Origin of the sequence: Photorhabdus sp. HUG-39, from assembly GCF_963878365.1 — a bacterium.
In the GTDB taxonomy this organism is placed as follows: Bacteria; Pseudomonadota; Gammaproteobacteria; order Enterobacterales; family Enterobacteriaceae; genus Photorhabdus; species Photorhabdus kayaii.
On the sequence record NZ_CAWNWY010000009.1, the window covers coordinates 89,588 to 113,027 of the forward strand.

Annotated in this window: 24 protein-coding genes; 16 read left to right on the top strand and 8 right to left on the bottom strand. The window is 42.8% G+C overall.

Annotated features, from left to right (window positions below):
• Window positions 1-477: 477 nt before the first annotated feature.
• The 9 genes from hutU to AAC155_RS08260 all read left to right on the top strand — a co-directional run bounded on the left by hutU (window position 478) and on the right by AAC155_RS08260 (window position 9,427).
• Window positions 478-2,157 (top strand): urocanate hydratase, encoded by a 1,680-nt coding sequence (gene hutU, locus AAC155_RS08220; protein ID WP_113041743.1) that lies wholly within the window; start codon window positions 478-480, stop codon window positions 2,155-2,157.
• Window positions 2,158-2,165: 8 nt separating this feature from the next.
• Window positions 2,166-3,710 carry a histidine ammonia-lyase gene (gene hutH, locus AAC155_RS08225; RefSeq protein WP_113041744.1) on the top strand — a complete coding sequence of 515 codons (1,545 nt, stop codon included), beginning with the start codon at window positions 2,166-2,168 and terminating at the stop codon, window positions 3,708-3,710.
• A gap of 87 nt (window positions 3,711-3,797) precedes the next feature.
• The gene (locus AAC155_RS08230) at window positions 3,798-5,192 is read left to right on the top strand and encodes an amino acid permease (RefSeq protein ID WP_113041745.1); all 1,395 of its coding nucleotides are present in this window, start codon (window positions 3,798-3,800) and stop codon (window positions 5,190-5,192) included.
• Window positions 5,193-5,233: 41 nt separating this feature from the next.
• Window positions 5,234-5,413 carry a hypothetical protein gene (locus AAC155_RS08235; protein ID WP_146748071.1) on the top strand — a complete coding sequence of 60 codons (180 nt, stop codon included), beginning with the start codon at window positions 5,234-5,236 and terminating at the stop codon, window positions 5,411-5,413.
• A gap of 135 nt (window positions 5,414-5,548) precedes the next feature.
• A complete protein-coding gene (gene prmB / locus AAC155_RS08240) occupies window positions 5,549-6,481 on the top strand; it encodes a 50S ribosomal protein L3 N(5)-glutamine methyltransferase (protein WP_113041746.1) in 933 nt (310 codons plus the stop codon).
• Window positions 6,482-6,572: 91 nt separating this feature from the next.
• Window positions 6,573-7,658 carry a chorismate synthase gene (gene aroC / locus AAC155_RS08245; protein WP_113041747.1) on the top strand — a complete coding sequence of 362 codons (1,086 nt, stop codon included), beginning with the start codon at window positions 6,573-6,575 and terminating at the stop codon, window positions 7,656-7,658.
• Window positions 7,659-7,746: 88 nt separating this feature from the next.
• Window positions 7,747-8,550 carry a sulfite exporter TauE/SafE family protein gene (locus AAC155_RS08250; protein WP_113041748.1) on the top strand — a complete coding sequence of 268 codons (804 nt, stop codon included), beginning with the start codon at window positions 7,747-7,749 and terminating at the stop codon, window positions 8,548-8,550.
• A 22-nt stretch (window positions 8,551-8,572) separates the two neighbouring features.
• Window positions 8,573-9,124, top strand: coding sequence for an elongation factor P hydroxylase (locus tag AAC155_RS08255; protein ID WP_113041749.1), 552 nt, complete (start codon window positions 8,573-8,575; stop codon window positions 9,122-9,124).
• Window positions 9,125-9,148: 24 nt separating this feature from the next.
• Window positions 9,149-9,427, top strand: a complete 279-nt coding sequence (locus AAC155_RS08260; protein WP_112894707.1) for a YfcL family protein — start codon at window positions 9,149-9,151, stop codon at window positions 9,425-9,427.
• Between the two features lie 74 nt (window positions 9,428-9,501).
• Here the strand turns inward: AAC155_RS08260 and mnmC are convergent, their stop codons facing one another.
• The 3 genes from mnmC to AAC155_RS08275 all read right to left on the bottom strand — a co-directional run bounded on the left by mnmC (window position 9,502) and on the right by AAC155_RS08275 (window position 12,516).
• Window positions 9,502-11,538, bottom strand: a complete 2,037-nt coding sequence (mnmC, locus tag AAC155_RS08265; protein WP_113041750.1) for a bifunctional tRNA (5-methylaminomethyl-2-thiouridine)(34)-methyltransferase MnmD/FAD-dependent 5-carboxymethylaminomethyl-2-thiouridine(34) oxidoreductase MnmC — start codon at window positions 11,536-11,538, stop codon at window positions 9,502-9,504.
• A 116-nt stretch (window positions 11,539-11,654) separates the two neighbouring features.
• Window positions 11,655-11,783, bottom strand: a complete 129-nt coding sequence (locus AAC155_RS08270; RefSeq protein WP_262405128.1) for a hypothetical protein — start codon at window positions 11,781-11,783, stop codon at window positions 11,655-11,657.
• 187 nt (window positions 11,784-11,970) lie between these two features.
• Window positions 11,971-12,516: a hypothetical protein gene (locus AAC155_RS08275; RefSeq protein ID WP_113041751.1), complete on the bottom strand. Its 546-nt coding sequence runs from the start codon at window positions 12,514-12,516 to the stop codon at window positions 11,971-11,973.
• Window positions 12,517-13,193: 677 nt separating this feature from the next.
• Between AAC155_RS08275 and fabB the strand changes: the two genes are divergently transcribed.
• Window positions 13,194-14,408: a beta-ketoacyl-ACP synthase I gene (gene fabB, locus AAC155_RS08280; protein ID WP_113041752.1), complete on the top strand. Its 1,215-nt coding sequence runs from the start codon at window positions 13,194-13,196 to the stop codon at window positions 14,406-14,408.
• A gap of 62 nt (window positions 14,409-14,470) precedes the next feature.
• On the opposite strand, the gene AAC155_RS08285 is transcribed toward fabB, so the two are convergent.
• From AAC155_RS08285 to AAC155_RS08300, 4 genes are all read right to left on the bottom strand, one after another.
• Window positions 14,471-14,674 carry a hypothetical protein gene (locus AAC155_RS08285; protein WP_158536519.1) on the bottom strand — a complete coding sequence of 68 codons (204 nt, stop codon included), beginning with the start codon at window positions 14,672-14,674 and terminating at the stop codon, window positions 14,471-14,473.
• Between the two features lie 309 nt (window positions 14,675-14,983).
• Window positions 14,984-16,504: a tripartite tricarboxylate transporter permease gene (locus AAC155_RS08290; RefSeq protein WP_113041753.1), complete on the bottom strand. Its 1,521-nt coding sequence runs from the start codon at window positions 16,502-16,504 to the stop codon at window positions 14,984-14,986.
• A gap of 10 nt (window positions 16,505-16,514) precedes the next feature.
• Window positions 16,515-16,946 (bottom strand): tripartite tricarboxylate transporter TctB family protein, encoded by a 432-nt coding sequence (locus tag AAC155_RS08295; protein ID WP_113041754.1) that lies wholly within the window; start codon window positions 16,944-16,946, stop codon window positions 16,515-16,517.
• Window positions 16,947-16,959: 13 nt separating this feature from the next.
• Window positions 16,960-17,940 (bottom strand): Bug family tripartite tricarboxylate transporter substrate binding protein, encoded by a 981-nt coding sequence (locus tag AAC155_RS08300; protein ID WP_112894714.1) that lies wholly within the window; start codon window positions 17,938-17,940, stop codon window positions 16,960-16,962.
• Between the two features lie 382 nt (window positions 17,941-18,322).
• Here AAC155_RS08300 and AAC155_RS08305 point away from each other — a divergent pair, with 382 nt between their 5' ends.
• From AAC155_RS08305 to AAC155_RS08325, 5 genes are all read left to right on the top strand, one after another.
• The gene (locus tag AAC155_RS08305; RefSeq protein ID WP_229015557.1) at window positions 18,323-18,976 is read left to right on the top strand and encodes a DUF7424 family protein; all 654 of its coding nucleotides are present in this window, start codon (window positions 18,323-18,325) and stop codon (window positions 18,974-18,976) included.
• Window positions 18,977-19,129: 153 nt separating this feature from the next.
• On the top strand, window positions 19,130-19,279 hold the full coding sequence (locus AAC155_RS08310; protein WP_158536520.1) for a hypothetical protein: 150 nt from the start codon (window positions 19,130-19,132) through the stop codon (window positions 19,277-19,279).
• Between the two features lie 90 nt (window positions 19,280-19,369).
• Window positions 19,370-19,531 carry a hypothetical protein gene (locus AAC155_RS08315; RefSeq protein WP_158536521.1) on the top strand — a complete coding sequence of 54 codons (162 nt, stop codon included), beginning with the start codon at window positions 19,370-19,372 and terminating at the stop codon, window positions 19,529-19,531.
• An 11-nt stretch (window positions 19,532-19,542) separates the two neighbouring features.
• Entirely contained in the window at window positions 19,543-20,220 is a 678-nt protein-coding gene (gene tctD, locus AAC155_RS08320; RefSeq protein ID WP_112876278.1) for a transcriptional regulator TctD, read from the top strand.
• Window positions 20,207-21,628, top strand: a complete 1,422-nt coding sequence (locus tag AAC155_RS08325; protein ID WP_113041757.1) for a sensor histidine kinase — start codon at window positions 20,207-20,209, stop codon at window positions 21,626-21,628. The genes tctD and AAC155_RS08325 overlap by 14 nt, the downstream gene beginning before the upstream one ends.
• Here AAC155_RS08325 and AAC155_RS08330 read toward each other — a convergent pair.
• The gene (locus AAC155_RS08330; protein WP_113041758.1) at window positions 21,609-22,523 is read right to left on the bottom strand and encodes a DMT family transporter; all 915 of its coding nucleotides are present in this window, start codon (window positions 22,521-22,523) and stop codon (window positions 21,609-21,611) included. The two genes, AAC155_RS08325 and AAC155_RS08330, sit on opposite strands and share 20 nt — an antisense overlap.
• A gap of 102 nt (window positions 22,524-22,625) precedes the next feature.
• Between AAC155_RS08330 and AAC155_RS08335 the strand changes: the two genes are divergently transcribed.
• Window positions 22,626-23,399, top strand: coding sequence for an AraC family transcriptional regulator (locus AAC155_RS08335; RefSeq protein ID WP_113041759.1), 774 nt, complete (start codon window positions 22,626-22,628; stop codon window positions 23,397-23,399).
• Window positions 23,400-23,440 lie beyond the last annotated feature (41 nt).

The window sequence follows — 23,440 nt, forward strand, 5'->3', positions numbered from 1 at the left end:
TTTTTTAATCACGAATAAAGAATAAATCAATTAATTCGGCGAAATAGCGCTAAAAAATTTTCTCAGTGGTCAAGTTGAGTAAAATACAGACAATGTAGTTGCTGACAAGGTAATGCCGTCATGATTACTCGTTCTGCTTTGAAAAAAGAGAGGCCAGCGATCGAATACCATCATCGAAAAATGGATGATCTGGGTACGCAATACGGGTTATGGCTGTAGTACTAGGAAAATCTTTCCTTCCTTAAATCATATTTTTGTAAAATTAATGTAAATAATTTGTGATTATAAACACAAAAATAAGAAAAATATGATTCCTTGATAATTGGAGAAAAATAATATTAACAAATTGATTCATAAGAAAATAAAAACAATAAACTCATAAATTTATCATTTTAGCTAATGGTTTGGTCTATTGAATATACATGTATGTACAACTATACATTTAGCAAATATCTAAAGACCAAAAGGAGCCAGACCGTGACCGCCCAAAATAGTAAATTCCGTAATGTTGGTATCCGGGCACCCAGAGGAACACAATTAACAGCCAAAAGTTGGCTAACCGAAGCTCCTCTGCGCATGTTAATGAATAATCTTGATCCAGAAGTTGCTGAAAACTCTGATGAACTGGTGGTGTATGGTGGTATTGGTCGGGCTGCTAGAAATTGGGAGTGCTATGACAAGATTATTGAAACACTGAAAGAGTTGGAAGACGATGAAACGTTGTTAATCCAATCGGGTAAGCCGGTTGGGGTATTTAAAACCCATAGCAATGCCCCACGGGTACTTATTGCAAATTCGAATTTGGTGCCGCACTGGGCGACTTGGGAACACTTCAACGAGCTGGATGCTAAAGGGCTGGCTATGTACGGCCAAATGACGGCGGGTAGCTGGATTTACATTGGCAGCCAGGGAATTGTTCAAGGCACCTATGAAACGTTTGTGGAAGCTGGTCGCCAGCATTATAACGGTAATTTACAGGGCCGTTGGGTGTTAACTGCTGGTTTGGGAGGGATGGGGGGAGCACAACCGCTGGCTGCAACACTGGCTGGAGCGTGTTCGCTAAATATTGAGTGCCAGCAAAGCAGGATTGATTTCCGTCTGCGTACTGGTTATGTCGATGAACAAGCGAAAGATCTGGATGACGCCCTGGCTCGAATCGAAAAATATACTCAGGAAGGTAAAGCCATCTCTATCGCACTGTGCGGTAATGCCGCTGAAATTTTGCCAGAATTAGTCCGTCGTGGCGTACGCCCGGATTTGGTCACTGACCAGACAAGTGCACACGATCCTCTCAATGGCTATCTACCGAAAAACTGGAGTTGGGAAGAATACCGCCAACGTGCTATTTCAGCACCGGAAGAGGTCATCAAAGCAGCAAAATCTTCAATGATAGAACATGTTAAGGCGATGTTGATTTTCCAGCAACAGGGCATTCCTGTTTTTGATTACGGCAACAACATTCGCCAAATGGCATATGAAGTCGGCGTAGAAAATGCTTTCGATTTTCCTGGTTTTGTTCCTACTTATATTCGCCCGTTATTTTGCCGTGGTATCGGGCCCTTCCGCTGGGTAGCGCTTTCTGGTGATCCACAGGATATCTATAAAACTGACGCTAAAGTTAAAGAATTACTCCCCGATGATCAACATTTGCATCATTGGCTAGATATGGCGAGGGAACGTATCAGCTTTCAGGGTCTACCTGCCCGTATCTGTTGGGTTGGTTTAGGGCAACGAGCCAAGCTAGGGTTAGCTTTTAACGAAATGGTACGCAGTGGAGAACTTTCTGCACCGATTGTTATTGGTCGTGACCATCTGGATTCCGGCTCTGTAGCCAGTCCGAACCGCGAAACCGAATCTATGTGTGATGGCTCTGATGCCGTTTCGGACTGGCCGTTGTTAAACGCCTTACTTAACACCGCCAGCGGTGCTACCTGGGTTTCTCTGCATCATGGCGGTGGTGTCGGCATGGGTTTCTCACAACATGCCGGTATGGTGATTGTTTGTGATGGAACTGATGAAGCCGCAGAACGTATAGCACGGGTGCTACATAACGATCCGGCCACTGGGGTTATGCGTCATGCTGATGCAGGTTATGAAATCGCTATCCATTGTGCCAAAGAGCAAGGATTAGACTTGCCGATGCTTAATACAAAATAAGGAACATTATGAAGCAGCTAACTATTTATCCAGGCAAATTGACCCTTGATGAGCTACGTCAGGTTTATCTACAACCAATAAAAATCACGCTGGATAGCCAAATTTTTCCTGCTATTGAACACAGCGTGGAGTGTGTTAATGCGATTCTTGCTGAAAATCGCATTGCCTATGGGATTAATACCGGGTTCGGGCTATTAGCCAGTACACGAATTGAAGAAGATAATTTAGAAAAACTACAGCGTTCGCTTGTCGTCTCTCATGCTGCCGGGGTCGGTGAAGCGTTGGACGATAATATGACCCGGTTGATCATGGTATTGAAAATTAACAGTCTCTCCCGTGGTTACTCAGGTATTCGTCTCGCCGTTATTCAAGTATTAATCGCGTTAGTCAATGCGGAAATTTATCCTCATATTCCCTGTAAAGGATCGGTGGGGGCTTCGGGTGATTTAGCGCCGTTGGCACATATGAGCCTGTTATTACTTGGGGAAGGGCAAGCGCATTATCAGGGCGAATGGCTGCCAGCCAGAGAAGCGCTGGCAAAGGCCAATTTACAACCCATTACATTAGCGGCTAAAGAAGGTTTGGCGTTACTCAACGGAACCCAAGTATCCACGGCTTTTGCGTTACGTGGGTTATTTGAGGCAGAAGATCTGTTGGCGGCAGCGATAGTTTGTGGTTCTTTATCTGTAGAGGCGGCATTGGGTTCCCGCAAACCATTTGATGCCCGTGTACATGAGGTACGGGGGCAACAGGGGCAGATCGATGTTGCCGCATTGTATCGTCATGTATTAGAGGAGAGCAGCGAACTATCAGATTCTCACATCAATTGCCCAAAGGTACAGGACCCTTATTCATTACGTTGTCAGCCACAAGTCATGGGTGCTTGCCTGACTCAGTTGCGCCATGCTGCTGATGTTATTCTGACTGAAGCTAATGCCGTATCTGATAACCCACTGGTGTTTGCTGAGCAGGGAGAAGTGATTTCCGGTGGTAACTTCCATGCTGAACCTGTTGCAATGGCGTCTGATAATTTGGCTCTGGTATTGGCAGAGATAGGTGCATTGTCAGAACGACGTATTGCGTTGTTGATGGATTCACATATGTCACAACTTCCGCCTTTTCTGGTTGAGAATGGTGGTGTGAATTCAGGTTTTATGATTGCACAAGTGACGGCAGCGGCGCTTGCCAGTGAAAATAAAGCATTGGCACACCCGGCGAGTGTTGACAGTTTACCAACTTCGGCCAATCAAGAGGATCATGTATCAATGGCACCGGCTGCGGGACGTCGTTTATGGGAGATGGCAGAAAATACCCGAGGTATTCTGGCAATTGAATGGTTATCTGCCTGCCAGGGGATCGATTTCCGTAATGGCTTGAAAAGCAGCCCGATTTTGGAAGAAGCGCGTGTTATCTTGAGAGCGAAAGTAGATTATTACGATCAGGATCGTTTCTTTGCACCTGATATTAATGCTGCTGTGAAATTATTATCTGAGCAACATCTCTCCTCATTACTTCCTTCTGGACAGATATTACAGAGTAAAAATAACCGTTAAATCAACCAATGGCCGGCGCCCGACCGGCCTGATTGTCACATTTATCTTTCTCATAAAACCCAATAATAAAAGATAAGAGGGTAAATCATGCAAGCTTCATTACAACTAGAGCGAGGACTCAACGCACGCCATATCCGGTTTATGGCGTTGGGTTCTGCGATTGGTACAGGTCTTTTTTATGGTTCTGCTGAAGCAATAAACATGGCCGGTCCGGCGGTATTGTTAGCTTATTTAGTGGGCGGTGCTGCTGTCTTTATGGTTATGCGTGCTTTAGGAGAAATGGCGGTTTACAGACCGGATGCCGGCTCTTTCGCCAGTTACGCTCATCAATATTTAGGCCCGTTACCCGGATTTATTACCGGCTGGACTTATACTTTCGAAATGATCATTGTTTGTCTGGCGGATGTGACTGCTTTTGGCATTTATATGGGGCTATGGTACCCGGAAGTGCCGCGTTGGATATGGGTACTTAGTATTATTTTCATTATTGGCGCGCTCAATCTTTGTAAAGTCAAAGTATTTGGCGAAATGGAATTCTGGTTATCGATTCTGAAAGTTGCTGCAATCAGCGCCATGATTATTGCCGGAACCGGTATTATTCTGTTTGGTTTTAGCGGCCATTTTCAGGCAACGGGGGTTCAAAATCTGTGGCAACACGGAGGGTTTATGCCTAATGGGTTGGGGGGCATTATTGAGTCTTTGGCTGTTGTGATGTTTGCTTTCGGTGGTATCGAAATTATCGGTATTACATCCAGTGAAGCTAAAAATCCGGCGAAAATGATCCCGCAAGCGATTAACTCTATCCCGTTTCGTATTCTTCTGTTTTATGTACTCACTATTTTTGTATTAATGGCAATTTACCCTTGGAGCAGTATCGGCCAAGAAGGTAGTCCATTTGTCGCAATATTTCAGGGGTTAGGCATTGGTTCGGCAGCGAATATTCTGAATATTATCGTCATTACGGCGGCAATTTCGGCCATTAACAGCGATATTTTTGGTGCCGGTCGTATGATGTATGGTATGGCGGAGAAAGGATTAGCCCATAAAAAATTTATGCATTTAAGCCGTAACGGTGTGCCTTGGGTGACGATCATGGTTATGACATTGGCGTTATTGTGTGCTGTGGTTCTCAATTATTTGCTCCCTAAACAGATATTTGTCATTGTTGCTTCGATTGCGACTTTTGCCACTGTGTGGGTCTGGTTAATGATTTTGCTATCTCAATTTGCTATGCGCAGAAAAATGTCACCGGGAGAAGCAAAAAAATTACAATTCCCAGTACCGATGTGGCCTGTTGCGCCGATTTTGACCATCGTATTTATGATATTTATTATTGCTGTTCTCAGTTACTTCCCTGCGACACGAATTGCGTTCTATGTGGGAGGCGTATGGATCGCGCTGTTAATATCCGCCTATTATTTATGGATACGAAAAAATGTCATTATTGTGAGCGCTCAATCAGCCAAAGAAACACGGTGTTAAATAGGTAGAAACCAAACCGTCTTGTTGTTGAATAAGACGGTTTGCCCCGAAAATTAATTAAAAATTTACGATATACCCTATTGATTTCAAGATGCATCGCGGCGGCAAGGGAGCGAATCCCCGGGAGCATAGATAACTATGTGACCGGGGTGAGTGAGTGCAGCCAACAAAGAAGCAACTTGAAAGATGACGGGTATAAAATATCTGGGTTGCCTTTTTAGTTATCGTTCCTTAATTCATTGTTCGCTTAACATTAGTACTTAAAATTCTATATCATTAACCTGATATAAAGCTGATTTGTCTCAATGATCGTGGCAAACTAACAGGCTAATGAATTTGCAGGGTTGGAGGCGCTTTTGGACAAGATTTTTATCGATGAGGCAGTAGCTGAGTTATATACCATTCAGGATATGTTGCGCTGGTCTGTTAGCCGGTTTAATGCGGCGAATATTTATTACGGGCACGGTACAGACAATCCCTGGGATGAGGCACTGCAACTGGTTCTTCCATCACTGTTTTTGCCGTTGGATATCCCACAAGAGATGCTAACCACGCGACTGACATCAACTGAACGTCATCGTATTGTTGAACGGGTACTGCGCCGTATTAATGAGCGTATTCCAGTTGCTTATTTGACTAACAGAGCCTGGTTTTGTGGTCATGAATTTTATGTTGATGAACGGGTTTTGGTTCCGCGTTCACCGATTGGTGAATTAATTAATAATGAATTTGCAGGATTGATCCCTGACCAACCCGCTAATATCCTCGATCTCTGCACGGGTAGTGGTTGTATTGCCATTGCCTGTGCATATGTTTTCCCGGAAGCGGAAATCGATGCGGTGGATATTTCCGCAGATGTGCTGGCTGTGACTGAACAGAATATTCAGAATCACAGCCTTGACCACCGGGTTATTCCGATTCGTTCTGATCTGTTCCGCGATATGCCACCGGTTAAATACGATCTTATTGTCACGAACCCGCCTTATGTCGATGCCGAGGATATGAGCGACTTGCCGGAAGAGTTTCGCCGTGAGCCTGAGCTGGGTTTGGCGGCAGGTTCGGATGGTTTGAAACTGGCACGTCGTATTCTGGCAACTGCGCCAAATTTTCTTACTGAACGAGGTGTGTTGATTTGTGAGGTTGGTAACAGTATGGTGCATTTGATTGAACAATATCCTGATGTGCCATTTACTTGGTTGGAATTTGAATATGGTGGTGACGGCGTATTTATGTTGACACGTCAACAGTTGGTTGAACATCACGAACATTTTCGCTTATTCAAAGATTGAATAATTGAATAATTGAATAGGCTGGTAGCTGCGGTAATAATGCAAAACGGGCAGAGTTAAATAAAAGAACGGTTAACAGGAAGGAATTGGGATGGCGGGAAATAGTATCGGGCAATTTTTCCGGGTCACCACTTTTGGCGAATCTCACGGTTTGGCGTTGGGATGTATTGTCGATGGTGTGCCACCGGGCATTGCAATCACAGAAGCTGATTTGCAAGTTGATTTAGATAGGCGTCGTCCGGGAACTTCCCGTTATACAACGCAGCGCCGTGAGCCGGATCAGGTTCGCATTCTTTCTGGTGTATTTGAAGGGGTAACCACTGGCACTAGTATCGGTTTACTCATTGAAAATACTGACCAGCGTTCTCAGGATTACAGCGCTATTAAAGATGTATTTCGTCCGGGCCATGCCGATTACACTTATGAACAGAAATACGGTATCCGCGACTATCGTGGTGGTGGCCGTTCTTCTGCTCGCGAAACGGCAATGCGTGTTGCGGCAGGTGCAATAGCGAAAAAATATTTACTGGATAAATATGGCATTCGTGTCCGTGCTTGCTTGACCCAAATGGGTAATATCCATTGCCAATTGAAAGATTGGGAACAGGTGGAACAAAACCCATTTTTCAGTCCTGATGAGACCAAACTTGAACAACTTGATGCCCTGATGCGTGAACTGAAAAAGGCGGGCGATTCTATTGGCGCGAAAGTGACGGTTGTCGCGGAAAATGTTCCTGCTGGTTTGGGAGAACCGGTTTTCGACCGCCTTGATGCTGATATTGCTCATGCGCTGATGAGTATTAATGCAGTAAAAGGTGTTGAAATTGGTGATGGTTTTGGTGTTATCAATTTACGTGGCAGCGAAAACAGAGATGAAATAACTGCTCGGGGATTCACCAGTAATCATGCGGGAGGAATTCTGGGGGGTATTAGCAGTAGCCAACCAATTGTTGCTCATATTGCGTTGAAGCCAACTTCTAGCATCATGGTGCCAGGTAAAACGATTAACCGTCAGGGTGAAGAAGTGGAAATGGTCACTCGTGGTCGCCATGATCCTTGTGTTGGTATCCGTGCTGTACCGATTGCAGAAGCTATGATGGCGATTGTGCTGATGGATCACCTATTACGCCAGCGGGCGCAGTGTGCTGATGTCGAATCCAGCCTTCCTCGCTGGTGAATTTGAGAATGAAGCTAGCCTTGAAAATCCCAGAGACTGAAATGGGTAGCTTAATGTTGATAAGCGGTTTCTTTTGATGGGATGAAATATGGACTGGTTATTGTCATTAGGTGGGGAAGTTTACGTTCTGCTCTTTTTGGTTGCGGTGATGGCTGGATTTATTGACTCGATTTCGGGTGGTGGAGGTCTATTGACTATCCCAGCGCTGTTATCTGTTGGTGTCTCTCCGGTGCAGGCGTTGGCGACCAACAAGTTGCAGGCAGTGGGAGGCTCCTTCTCTGCCAGCCTCTATTTTGTTCGTTACGGTGAGGTTGATCTCAAATCTCAACGCCTTGCCATACTGATGACATTACTTGGTTCAATGGCTGGTGCGATTATTGTCCAGTTTATAAAGCCAGATTTTCTCTGTCAGCTATTACCGGTTCTGGTCATTATCATTGGTCTTTATTTCCTTTTGACGCCAGCCATTGGTATGGAAGATAGCCATCGTCGCTTGACGCCTGTGGCCTTTGCCTTGTTTATCGGGAGTGGGCTTGGTTTATATGACGGCATATTTGGCCCCGGTGTTGGCTCATTTTATGCATTAGCTTATGTCGTGTTGTGCGGCTATAACCTGGCAAAATCCACCGCGCATGCTAAGGTACTGAACTTTGCTTCTAATATAGGTTCACTGGCGCTTTTTATCCTTGGCGGTCAAGTTTTGTGGATATTGGGCCTTGTGATGTTGGCAGGGCAGGTGATTGGCGCACGGTTAGGCGCAAGTTTGGTTTTGACCCATGGGCAAAAATTGATTCGCCCTATGATTGTCATTATCTCTTTTTTGATGAGTATTAAGCTACTGAATGATAATCACGGCGATACGATCCGTAGCTGGCTAGCATTTTATTTTTGATTCAGGATCTTGTTTTTAATTCATGATAACGCATAACTATCAACAACTTATTGATATTTTTAATCGCTGTTTTGGTGATGAATACAACACCCGTTTGGTTAAAGGTGATAATGAACCTATTTATCTGCCGGCAGATGAAGAGGTCTCCTATAACCGGATTGTGTTTGCTCATGGTTTCTATGCCAGTGCATTACATGAAATTGCTCATTGGTGCATTGCGGGTAAAGAGCGTCGTAAGCTAGTGGATTTTGGTTATTGGTATTGCTCGGATGGGCGTGATGCACAGACGCAAAGTGAATTTGAAAAAGTAGAAATTAAACCACAGGCACTTGATTGGTTGTTTTGTACTGCGGCAGGTTTTCCGTTTAATGTCAGTTGTGACAATCTTGAAGGGGATTTTGAACCTGACAGATTAGCTTTTCAGCGTAAAGTTCATGCTCAGATCATGGATTATTTAGCGCAGGGGATACCTGCAAGAGCGGAGTGCTTTATTCAGGGGTTGCACTCGTTCTACAATACGCCCCCATTGAAAGCGGAACATTTTCCCTATCCGGAAGATATATTCGCAGATTGAGAATACTGAATTTGAGGAAAAATAATGCTCGCTGAGTTTGAAACGCGTATTTTGGCGCAAATTGATGACATGGTAGATCATGCCAGTGATGATGAATTGTTTGCTGGTGGTTATCTCCGTGGGCATCTTACTTTAGCGGTGGCAGAATTGGAGCAGGAAGGTGCGCATACGGCTGAACAGCTTCATGACCGTGTTGAAGAAAGTATCCAAAATGCGATTAAAGCTGGGGAACTGGCGCCACCGGATCAGGTTCTTGTTCTTAATACCTGGCAGCGCCTATTGGATAATGCTAAAACTCAATAATTTTATTAAGAGGCAGAAAACGAACTGTGCTACCAAAATTCATATGAATATCTAACAATTTGCGGCGCGGTTCCTTAATAGCTTTTCAATTTACGGCCTCTCAGTAGTTTTCTGATCCAGAAACGGTTTGGGTGAAGGGCCGCCAGTGTTTCATTATCCAGTGGTAATGGCTCATCAAAGATCTGCCCTGCAAGAATTTCTGCACTGAGTGGCGCAGAGCATAATCCACGGGAACCTAATGCCCCGATAACAAACAGATTGGAATAACAAGGTGCATCTATGATGGGACCCCTTGTGCGGATTTTTTCTGGCAAATCTTGATAATCTGTCATTATCTTATTGAGATCCGGCACATTTCCCACCATTGGCATGTGGTCCCGAACAACGCAGCGAATACCTTGGCGGGATTGTTTAGCAGAAACATCAACTTGGTTTACCCATTCGGCATTAGGTAAACATTTCAGCAATCGATCACGGTTTTCTTGTTGTTCTGTTTCAGAATATTCACTATCAAGCCGATAACGCTGATAACTGGCGCCGATACAGTGGTGTTGATTGGCTGGATTAGCTGGTGTCATATAACCATCATAGCAAAGCACATTTTGCAATTGGCTCAGATCAGCTGTGGTTGGGATGTGGCTGACTTGACCACGTACAGCAGTTACCGGCAGTTTCTCGGTTTGTTCAAACTGGGGTAGATGATGACCGTTAGCAATCACCACCGTTTTGTGCTGTGTGTTTAACGATTGCCCTTGATGCATCAGATGCAGTTGCCAGCCATGTTGGTTGTGATTAAGCGCGGTAACTTGATGATTGAAGCGACAGAGCATGCCTTGCTGTTGTGCCAATGCTGTTGCTGCTTTTGTGAGTTCAGCCGGGCATAGCCATCCGCCCTGTGGATAGTGAATGCCGTGGTGATGAATATCCAACCCACATTTTTCACTCAACTGGTGACAATTCATGCCGATGGCGAGTTCATTCGGCCATTCTGTTGCCAGAATTTTCTCAATTTTCCTGCTACTTTTTTCATCATAAGCAAGTTGGCTGACACTACACCATTGGTGGTCGAAATCAATTCCTTGCGCTGATAGCTGCTCATACTGGCGGCGGGCAAAGGTAAATGCCGGGGTAAAGAATTTTTCGAGTTCGTTATTATTACCGTTAAGTAATGGGTAAAGTGCTCCTTGGCGATTACCGGATGCACTTTGTGCCGGGGTTGTATCCTGACAATAAAGAGTCACCTGCGCTCCACGACGCAGTAGCGCGAGTGCGGTGAAAATACTGGCAATCCCGCCGCCGATAATGGCGATATCATTGGTGCAACTTGCTGACGGCCGGGCAAACCAAGGCGCAGGTAACGGCTGATATTTCTGAGTTGCCAGAGTCCCAGTCAGCATTTCTCTTTTGCGGCCAAATCCTTTGACTTTGCTGACATTAAAACCGGCTTGTTGTAAACCACGACGGACAATACCCGCAGAAGTAAAGGTTGCAAAAGTGCCTTCTGGATGAGCAAATTGCGCCATTGCAGCAAACAACTGTTCACTCCACATTTGCGGGTTTTTGGCAGGCGCAAAGCCATCTAAAAACCAGGCATCTACTTTGCCGTGAAGACTAGAACCCATTGTTGGTAACAGATCATTGACGTCACCAAACCATAAATCCAATGTGACAGCGCCATTTGCCATAATCAATCGGTGGCAGCCTGCCAGTGGTTGAGGCCATTGTTGGCAAAGTTGCTGCGAAAAAATCTCAAGCTCAGGCCAGCGTTGATGTGCGGCTTTTAAGTCGTTGGTTTTCAGTGGATACTTCTCAAAACTGATGAAATGTAGACGTTTCAATGGCGTATCAGGATCTTGCTGTCGAAATGCATCAAATGCTTGCCAGAGCGTCAGAAAATTTAATCCCGTTCCGAAGCCGGTTTCCGCGATTACACAACTAGAACGGGAATGCGTGCAGAATCGTTGGGGGAAGCGGTTACCGTTGAGAAATACATAACGGGTTTCTTCCAGCCCATCCTGATTTGAGAAGTAAACGTCATCAAACTGTGTTGAAATCGGAGTACCTTGATCATTCCAACTTAGGGTTGCGGTACAAATAGCAGAATTTTTCACGGTAATGCCTGTAATATTACTGATAATAATGCGATTTTAGCGAGGTTGGGGTTGATGTACCACCTGGCAGAAGAAAAGAGTGGAAAAGTGTTGAGCCTTGCTTGCGGTGTGTACGGTTAGTCACCTCCATCTATTTTATTTTTATAAATCAATCTATAAATGGTCTCATGATGCAAGGATATTATTTTATACCCGTCATCTTTCAAGCCGCCTCTTTGTTGGCTGCACTCACTAACCCCGGTCACATAGTTATCTATGCTCCCGGGGATTCGTTCCCTTGCCGTCGCGATGCAACTTGAAATCCATAGGGCATATACTGCTTTAGATAATCAACCACTTGCTTTGTATTTATTATGAATAAGCTTTCTTCATAATAACAACGGAATGTTCAATTAAGTAAGTCCCCGCCAGTGTGTGAAGCGGGGATTGTATTTATAAATGAATGTGAAATTCACATAATTTTTTAAATTCTTTTGATTGCTTCTCTTTTAAATGCGAGGAAATCGTATCAATCATTGATACCACTTTGCGTTTAGCTGCCTCTTTATCACCGCCATTATGATTTACTTCTTCAATATAGGATGAACATAACTTACAAAATTCAACTACTCTCTTTTCAAGGGTATTTGAATATTTGTCGATAAAATCATAATGGCGGTAATTATTAGCTCGTTTTAAGTAATCTGAGTTTTGCATCGGTGTAGGTATAAATACCTCCTCTGAATTGAACCCAGTAATCTCCTTAGTATAACTTCTGTATATAGACTCTAATAACCGCTGATTTTTACTGGATATAATCATAATTAGTCCGTAAAGCGTGATGAATGCGCCAATTAGGATATGATTTTGTTGTGAAGAAATTGGTTCTATTTTGTTAAATTTGTTGCCGTATTGTGATAAAATATTTATGTCCATATTAAAAGCCACTAAGATCCATATGATACCAACGCTCAGTAGAAGATAACCAAGTCCTTTCATTATTAACCCCCATTAGGATTATTAGGTAAAGTTACCTAGGTCTTACAATGAACCGACCATTTGCATATGACATAGCATAATTACCATCATTTTTTGTGTGAATAATGGCTTTATCGGTTGATAAAGTCAGAAAACTTTCTGTTCTAAAACATTTGTTGCTGTAAGTTTGAGTATTTCCCGTAATTCAGTCAGTAATATAACATAGGGATTGATTCATTTCATAAAAATTTTATTCATCCTTATTATTCGCAGTTATTAAATTTGTTTCTAATTAGTAAGGAATTTAATAAAAATAGCAAGTATAGAAACTTCTATATAAATATAAGCCTACTAATCATTATTCTGATGCTTGATAAATTCATGTGTATTGTATTGATATTATTATCTTTAGCCTAAATTTTTGATGGAAATTACGAGTGTTTTTTTGATCTTATTGTTTACCAAAATAATTCCTATCTGAAATTTATTTTTATCTATTAAAATCTAAATCTTTTGTACTGTATTCTATGAAAGTTAACAGTTGTTTTGACGTGAAAACATTTTTGGGATTTTTAGTGAGATGAATTTTTCTTCGTAATTTTATCCTGATCGGACTTGTTCAGCGTACAAGTGTACGCTAAAGTGCTACATAGCATAGATGGAAATCCAGCAGATAAACATATTTAATGAGGTATTTAATGAAGCGTGTAGTGATCACTGGCTTAGGTATTGTTTCCAGCATTGGTAATAATCAGAAAGAAGTACTGGCATCTCTGAAAGAAGGCCGCTCCGGAATAACTTTTTCCTCACAATTTAAAGAGATAGGGATGAGAAGCCATGTCTGGGGTAATGTGAAACTGGATACCTCCGGATTAATAGACCGAAAAATTCAGCGTTTCATGAGCGATGCCTCTGTTTATGCTTATCTGGCGATGGAAGAGGCAATTAAAGATTCTGGCCTGGCTGATGATCAGGTTTCCAATATTCGTAGCGGATTGGTAGTGGGTTCTGGTGGTGGTTCCCCGTATAACCAGGTTGCGGGTGCTGATGGGATGCGTACTCGTGGTTTGCGTGGTGTGGGACCTTATATGGTAACCCGCTCAATGGCTTCTGGTGTATCAGCTTGCCTTGCAACTCCGTTTAAAATCAAAGGGGTAAACTACTCTATCAGTTCTGCATGCTCTACTTCTGCCCATTGCATAGGCCATGCAGCTGAACTTATTCAGTTAGGAAAACAGGATATTGTTTTTGCCGGTGGTGGTGAAGAACTCTGTTGGGAAATGAGTTGTGAATTTGATGCAATGGGTGCACTTTCAACGAAATACAACGAAATGCCAGAAAAAGCGTCCCGTACTTACGATAAGAGCCGTGATGGTTTTATTATTGCTGGCGGCGGCGGTATTGTTGTTGTGGAAGAATTAGAGCATGCATTGGCACGCGGCGCACACATATACGCTGAAATTGTTGGTTATGGAGCAACATCTGATGGCGCAGATATGGTTGTTCCATCTGGCGAAGGTGCGGTTCGTTGTATGAATATGGCACTGCAAGGTGTGAAAGGTTCCATTGATTATGTGAACACGCATGGTACATCTACTCCTGCGGGTGATGTGAAAGAGTTGGAGGCGATCAGGGAAGTTTTTGGTGATACAACACCGGCAATTTCTGCAACAAAAGCGATGACCGGCCATTCACTGGGGGCTGCTGGTGTACACGAAGCGATTTATAGCCTACTGATGTTAGAGCATGGTTTTATTGCACCAAGCATTAACATTGAAGATCTTGATGATAAAGCGGTAGGCATGAATATCATCACTAAACCTACTGAGCAAAAGTTGAATACAGTGATGTCCAATAGTTTTGGTTTCGGTGGTACTAATGCTTCTTTGGTGATGAGCAAGTATTCAGCTTAATTTCCCTCATCACAGACTATTTCGATCGTGTCCAAACAACAATGGTCGTTATTTGATGCATCTTAGGTGACCGCGTGCAGCGAGTCACCTTTGTATGTATACCCGTCATCTTTCAAGTTGCCTCTTTGTTGGCTGCACTCACTCACCCCGGTCACATAGTTATCTATGCTCCCGGGGATTCGCTCCCTTGCCGTCGCGATGCATCTTGAAATCCATAGGGTATATATTCCTGTTTTTGTGTGCTGTTCGTATCTTGTCTGTTTCAACAGAAAAGGCCATTGTTAACAATGTTGAATATTCAATACTATTGAATAATTAGTTAATAACTATTTAATAGTTATTGGGAGTTTTGAATCACCTATTTGGTAAAGATAGTATTTTGCCAAAGTGATTTTTGCTATGAATGTTGCAACAAATTTAGCATGTTGTGTTATCCGTTTATAAGCATAAATTCAAGTCTGTTTTGCTGAACTTTGATTGTGTGTGAAATATAATGTGAATATGGAAGTATATTCCTGTTATGGTAGGAAAGCCTATAATAATTATGATCTTGTAATATTATAGGCTTTTATTTATTACGTTTTGTTTTCAGTAGCCATTTGCTGAATACGGCGCTTACGGATAATTCGTAATATTGGTGGAGTAATCAGAACCAGAGCGGAAAGTATCAATAAACTCTGAGTAATTGTGCTGCTCCACAGAATGCCAAATTCTCCATTACTAATAGAAAGTGCGCGACGTAAATTTTGTTCCAGCATTTCTCCTAATACGAAACCGAGGATTAATGGCGACATCGGGAAATTCATCTTCCTCAGAATGTAGCCAAAAATACCCAACCCTACCATCAACAGAAGATCAAATGTCGTACTGTGTATGGCATATACACCAACCGCTGAAACAGTAGCAATAGCTGGAACAAGGAACCAGAGTGGGATAGTGAGCATCCGTGTAAATAGACCTATCATTGGGATATTCATGATCAGTAGGATAATATTGGCAATTAATAAAGCCGCAATTAACCCCCAGACGATATCCGGCTGTTCAGTGAACATTCCCGGCCCAGGCGTAATATTATAGAGCGTTAATGCCCCCATCATAACGGCAGTGGTGCCTGAACCTGGTACTCCTAATGTTAGCATTGGAATAAAGGAGCCACAGGCCGAAGCATTATTAGCCGCTTCTGGTGCTGCTACGCCGCGAATATCACCTTTACCAAATGAATCGCTATTCCCACTGAGCTTCTTCTCAGTCATGTAGGTAATTGCGCTAGCAATAGTCGCTCCTGCACCAGGCAAAATACCGACAAAGAAACCGATAAAGGATGATCTAAGCGTTGGTATGGCGCATTCAGCCGCTTCCTTGCGATTGAACAGCAGACGGCCTGTTTTGCGGATAATGGTTTTGCCGGCGGAGGTACTCTCTAACATCAGCAAAATTTCGCTGACAGAAAACAGACCTATTACCACAACAATAAATTGAATGCCATCTGACAGATGAACATTGTCGAATGTAAAACGATAAACCCCGGTGTTGGCGTCTACTCCGACAGTTGCCAGACCCAATCCTATTAATGCTGCTAATAGTGATTTCAGCGGATTCTGACTCATCATGCTACCCAGACAAGCAATAGCAAAAACCATAAGTGCAAAATATTCAGCAGGGCCGAAAGCCAGTGACCACTGCGCCAGTAATGGTGCAAACAAAATAATGCCGAAAATTGCCAGCAAAGAACCACAGAAAGAACTCACCGCGGAAATAGAGAGCGCCACACCTGCACGGCCCTGTTTGGCCATCGGATAACCGTCTAATGCGGTCATAATGGCAGCGGCATCACCGGGAACATTCAGCAGAATCGATGATATACGCCCACCATACTCACAACCGATATAAACGGTTGCCAATAAGATCAGGGCAGATTCAGCAGGCAGTTTTAAAGCGAAAGCCAGTGGCAGCAGAATCGCGACACCATTAATTGGCCCAAGCCCCGGTAGCAGCCCAACAATCGTACCGACAAAACAGCCAATTAAAGCAATAATCAGGTTTTGCGGCACCATTGCAACTTCAAAACCTTGACTGAGATACATCCAGGTTTCCATAAATTCTCCGTCAGTTGAGCCAGCTACCGAGAGGCAGGGTTACGTCAAGTAAACGGTCAAAGGCGAAATATAACGTGACGCCAAGGAACACCCCGGAAACGATTGCGGCAGGCAGTGTTGCGTTAAACAACAGCGCGACACTGAATGTCAGCAGTGCTGTAGCCAGAGGAAAACCAAGCCACTCGAATAACCAACCATAAATAACCAAAGAGAGAATCAACAGCATTAGGCGACGGATAACGGGGGCACTAGGCCAATTGCTCTGCTCTGGTTTTTTGAAAAGTAGTAGTAAAGCACAGAGTGCCATCAGAGACAGAATGAGCATTGGGAAAGGTCTGGGTCCCAGGGGTTCATAAGTGTATTCGCTCTGAATTCCCCAACCAATGACTATCCCAATGGTACAGAGTACTAACCAGATAGTAGCAAAGATACGATCGCTCATGATGATGACTCTGTTATTTGGCTAAGCCAAAAGCTCTGGCTTGTTCACGATATTGTTCAACCTGTTTTTTCACATAGCGGTCCAATTCTTTGCCGGTCATGTTGAACTCGAACAACCCACGGATATCGCGTTGTTTTTTAAAAGCATCTGTTTGTTGTAGTTTATTAAAAGTGTCAACCCACCATTGATACTCTTCGTCAGAAACTTTTGGTCCCATGTAAAATCCGCGAATAATCGGCCATACCAGGTCATAACCTTGCTCTTTGGCAGTAGGAATATTGGCTAAATCACCATCCAGTCGTTTATCTGCATAAACAGCCAGAACCCGGATTTTGTCTCCATTCAGGTAAGGTACCATCTCGCTTAGATCACCGGAAACCGCCTGAATATGATTACCCAGCAGGGCGGTGATAGGTTCACCACCTCCCTCAAATGCGACATAACGCATCTTGTGAGGATCAATTCCAACCTCTTTTGCCAGCAGTGCGGTTTTCATCCAGTCCTGACTACCGATAGAAGCGCCAGCACCAAATACAATGCTGTTGGGATTATCCTTAAAAGCATTCATCAAATCATTCAGGGTACGGTAAGGTGAATCGGCCCGGACAGCGATCATCCCATAATCAGTACCAACACTTGCCAGCCAGCGAACATCGTTAACGTTATAGCGACCAAATTTTCCCTGAGACAAATTGAGTAGAGAGCCGCCAGAGAAGGCGACAATGGTTCCCGCTTCAGTGGGTCGTTGTGCGACGATAGCATTGTAAGCGACAGCGCCAACACCACCGGGCATAAAAGTGACACGCATAGGCTTGCTGATCTCTTTCGTATCCAGCAGTGAAACTTGGACCAGCTTGCAGGTCAGGTCGAACCCGCCCCCCGGTTTTGCAGGCGCAATACATTCGGTCCGGTTAGGTGCACTGGCAGCAAAAACACTGCTTGCGCTAAATAGTAAAGCGGTTGCCGCTAACATCTTGATCGTTATAATTTTCATTTATTTGCTCTCATCAATACCCGTGTAAGATATTATAATCACTACAAACAGACCTGGTTGACTCAATTAGTAATAACAAAACCTTTCATTTACCTTTCATTAACAAGAAAAGTTGTTGATATGTGATTTCAATCGCTTAAATTTGCGTAGTGTTTCGCATTAATGAGTTTACAAATGGTTACAGACTTCCTTTTTTGTTTTGGTTTGTTGTAAGTTTTTCGTAGTTTTGATGTTGCTCTGTTTTACTCGCGGTAACTTTACATTCGACTAAGGAGGTATCATGCAAATGGTAATTATTTATTTATGCAATGTGTCAAATTAAATGGAAAATTTATTGAATATAATCAGACTTTATCTTGAGGAAATCTGAATTGAGGAAATGATGAGAAAATTGATTCTTTGTAGTGCTATGGGCAGTGCTATGGCTTTTGCTTTGGTGGGATGTAAAACAGAACTCAGTACTTCAGTATCTGTTAACCAACTGTTATCTGAACAAGTTAAAACGGTGACATCTGATTTGTTAGTTGAAGTCAGTGCTTGTGGTGATTATAAAGATTCCAGACAACCATCAAAATCTTTGTTAGACACTCAGGAAAAAGTACCGGCTATTTTTTCCAATGCGGAATACGTGGAATGTTTCAGAAAAAGTATGGATTCGTTTGCTCACTTTAAAGTTCCTGTGAGCGTAGGGAATTCAAGTATCACTGGTTCTACTAAGGGTATTCATCTTTACGGTAATGGTGCAGATATCTTGGTGATAAGCGTACCAAAAGAGATGAAGAAGAAAATTAACCAGATAGATAGTTCAATGGCATCAAAGACCAAAATCTCAATTAATATTAAGAATGATACCAATGAAGTTTTAAAAATGACGGGTTTATCTGCATTTCTTAATGATAAAGAGCCGATGGTGATATCGAATTTTAGTTTAAAAGTAGGCAGTGAAATAAAACTCACTTTGTCTAATGTCTCTGTGGCATCTGCATTGGATGAACGTTTTGATTTTACTCCTGTACTCATGGCAATATATGAGTAAATGGAAGCGGTAATAGATATCTATTACTTAATTCGGTATGACAGAATACCCTGTTATTCATAGCGAGGTATTTTGGCATGAAAATGGAATTGAGTCAGTGTCTGACTATTTTTCAGAAAAATAAGTGTGGCGATATAAACTGGAAATATAGTTATGTCTGTAATTATATATACCCTATGGATTTCAAGTTGCATCGCGACGGCAAGGGAACGAATCCCCGGGAGCATAGATAACTATGTGACCGGGGTGAGTGAGTGCAGCCAACAAAGAGGCAGCTTGAAAGATGACGGGTATATCCTATGAATTTCAAGATGCATCGCGACGGTAAGGGAACGAATCCTGGGAGCATAGCTAATATGTGACTGGGGTGAGTGCAGCCAACAAAGAGGCAGCTTGAAAGATAACGGGTATATTTATACCCAATGGATTTCAAGATGCATCGCGACGGCAAGGGAGCGAATCCCCGGGAGCATAGATAACTCTGTGACCGGGGTGAGTGAGTGCAGCCAACAAAGAGGCAACTTGAAAGATAACGGGTATATATTAATCGATTAGATATTGAAGATATGCGTTTACTTTTAGTGGAAGACCACCCTGAATTATTGCATTGGTTGCAAAAAGCACTGAGCAGTTCAGGATTTGCCGTAGATGTTGCTAGTGATGGCATAGTTGCTGATCAATTATTACAGACAGAAAACTATGCATTATTGATTCTGGATGTTTCTTTGCCTAGGTTGGATGGACTTTCTCTGTTAGTTCGTTTGCGTAAGCGTGGGCAAAATTTGCCGGTATTATTATTAACGGCGAAAGCCGATGTTTCTGAACGAGTGAAAGGGCTTAATTCTGGTGCCGATGATTATCTGACGAAACCTTTTGATTTACAGGAATTGGAAGCACGTATCCGGGCATTACTTCGTCGTAGTGCAAGTTTTCTACAGGAGACGCTGACATTTGGTTCCCTTGTTTATCAGGATGATGGTTACTTTGTTCTAAACGATGAGCCATTGGCTTTGACACCAAGGGAATTTTCGGTTTTGACAACATTGTTCCATCGTCGGGGGAGGCCTGTTTCTAAACAACAGCTCTTTGAGCAGGTATTTGCACTATCAGATGAAGCAAACCTACAAAGTATTGAACTTTATGTACACCGGATTCGGAAAAAATTGTCAGGCAGTAATGTGGGGATCAGTACATTACGGGGATTAGGTTATCGTCTGGAGCACCAGAAAGATGACATGGTTTAAAGTACAGAACTCATTGTTTCATCAGTTACTCTTATTTTTTGGTGTTCCACTGTTTGTGTTGGGTTGTTTATCGGTTTGCACCCATTATTTTAGTGCAGAGAATGCGGCGACATTGGCTTATGACCGTACTTTATTGGCATCTGCTCGAACTGTGGCAGAACGGCTGACTGTTAAGAATAATCAATTAATTGTCGATGTACCTTATGTGGTTTTGGATAGTTTTGAGCGAAATATGAATGATAGGCTGTTTTATCAGGTGTTATCACCTGAGGGGGAAATAATTTCCGGTTATGATGATTTGCCTTTGATCCCTAAAGATACGCTTCGCTCCAATTTATACACGGCTTTGGTTTATTTCTATGATGCTGAATATCACGGCCGGCCCATTCGGGTTGCTGCCCTTTATCAGCCGATCAATGAAGGGGGAATGATGGGAATGGCGTTGATACTAGTTGCTGAAACAGTAGCTTCCCGTCATTATCTTGCGCAACAATTATTAATATCTTCTTTGATGAGTCAAGGAGCCGTGGTTGGGTTGACTCTGATTCTGGCTTATTTTCTTTTGAAACAGTTACTTAAACCACTACATAAACTTTCTGGCGTCATGGTCCGTCGTCCCGCTAATGACCTTACTCCGTTACCGGATATGTTGCCTTGGTCGGAACTTTCCCCATTGTTATATGCATTTAATCGTTATATAGAGCGACTGAAATTGATGGTGAGTCGTCAGGAGAGGTTCAGTGCGGATGCTTCTCACCAACTTAGAACACCATTAACAGTATTAAAAACCCAAGTAGCGGTAGCGCTTGCCAGCAAAGATCCAGCGCAATGGAAAGAAAGCTTACAGGCTATTGATAGTACATTGGATAACACTATCTCTCTGACGGATCGTCTATTACAACTCTCTCGTTTGAAAGCGCATGAAAAGGAGGCCGTTCGGGATTATAGGCCGGTTAATCTAGTCGAATTGTTGCAACAGGCATGTTTTTCTCGTTTGCAACAGGCTGAAAGTAAGAATATTGATTTGGGTTATGAAGGCGAAAATGTTCAATGGATCAAGGGGGAAGCGGTATTACTGACGGAAATGTGTGCTAACTTATTGGACAATGCAATTAAATATACACCGGAAGGCGGCATTGTTACGGCTAGAGTGATTCTCAACTCTTGTAAGACATACTGTTATTTGGAAGTGGATGACAGTGGGCCGGGGATTGCTAAAGAAGAAGTCAATTTGTCTCTGATGGCTTTTAATCGTCTTGATAATGCTGCGGGGCATGAAGGGGCAGGATTAGGATTAGCTCTGGTAAAAGATATCGGTATTTATCATGGTACTCATCCCCAATTATTGCCCAGCGAAACACTGGGCGGTTTATTAGTAAGAATTCCTTTCAGGCTTTCTGATGATTAACTTCCTGAGGTTTTTTTGTTTTACGATTAAAAAGAGGAATGCGTAATTGTTGTGCCAGTATGACCCCTAGCAGTGTTATGCTACCCCCGATCAGATGGTAACTATGCATTTTTTCATGTAGAACCAGAATAGCGATAATAGCTGTAAATATCGGTGTCAAATTCATAAATATGGCAGCAGTATTAGCGCCAAGTTTTATGACACCTTGTATCCATAAATAGGGAGCAATGATCGAGGCTGGAATACCGGCGAATAAGACTAACGAGATATTGTTGGCATTCAATTGAACATCTTTGGTCAACAGGAAATTTGGCAGTAATAGCAGGACTCCAAAAGCAATCTGCACATACAGGGATTGCCAGTTGGGTAATGGAATAGACCAGTGTTTGGTTAACACGCTATAGAGTGCGTAGGAGATGGAAGCAATCAACATCATCAATTCACCGTGGCCTAAACCGTGTTGCAATAATGATATGGGATCACCGGTGCTGACCAACCAGACTAAACCAGACAGAGATAGAATGGTACCAAGAGCAATACCGACAGTGGGGATAACACGTAAAATAAATATACTGATGATAACAGTCAAAAGAGGAATCAATGAGCTAAGAATTCCCATAAATGTTGCACTGATACTGTGTGCAGCGTAATAGGCCAGGCTTTGATAAAGTACCATGCCAAGTGCGCCAAGAATTAATAATTTCCACCAATATTGACAGATTGTTTTCCATCGACGAATGACAGAGAGTACAACAAAGGGTGTTAATGTGAGAAAGGCTAGAAACCAGCGATAAAAAGAAATTGCAGCCGGATCAATAGCTGTAGCGGAGGCTTTACTCACCACGGCATTAATTGACCAAATCAGGACCGCCAGAAGAGGGAAAATCATATTCATATAAGTGAATCACATTGAGATAAAAATGAAGGTTTAGTCTAAAGGTGTCTGGTTTATTATATATAACGATAATCAGACAATAGATAAGGCAATTAAGACAATATGACAGAAAAGCTGAATGAACCTGTAGATATCATGGCTATTCCTGCGAGTATCTCTTTCCGTAACGAGTTATTCAGTGCGAATACTGAGTGTTTACGTCATACCCATCCATTTGGGCAACTTATTTATGTCGTTTGTGGTGTAATGGCAATGAATGCTGGAGGACAGCATTTTTTAGCTCCACCACAATTCTGTGTCTGGATACCGGAAGGAATAGAGCATTCTGGATATAGTAGAAAAGCAATGAGATTTAGGGCAATAGATATTTCTCCTAAATGGGGGAAATTATTGCCGAATACTCCTTGTATTATCCGGCTTAACTCCATATTCAATGCGATTATGACTGACTGTTTTGAACGTAAATTGAAAATACCAGAAACAGAACAGGATTTACGGTTAGCTCAAGTGCTGATTGATCAGTTAATTCAATCCCCTGTTCAGCATACCTATCTGCCTTCATCTAAAGATAAACTTTTGGCGCCGATATTACAGGAACTTGAGAGTAATCCTGCTGACAATACGCCATTAGCGCGATGGGCAAAACAGCGTTATACCTCGGAACGTACTTTATCACGGCGTTGCCAGCAAGAATTGGGAATGTCATTTAGCGAGTGGCGGCAGCGGTTACGGTTTTTACATGCAATCTCTTTGTTGGAACAGGGGAAAACTGTTAATGAAGTTGCTTTTGATGTGGGTTATAGCTCATCTTCTGCTTTTATCGCTATGTTTCAGCAATTGGCAGGCACGACACCGGAGCGTTTTAGGAAAAGTTAGCAATAAAAGAAACCGTTATTATGGGTTTTGTTATGATTAAA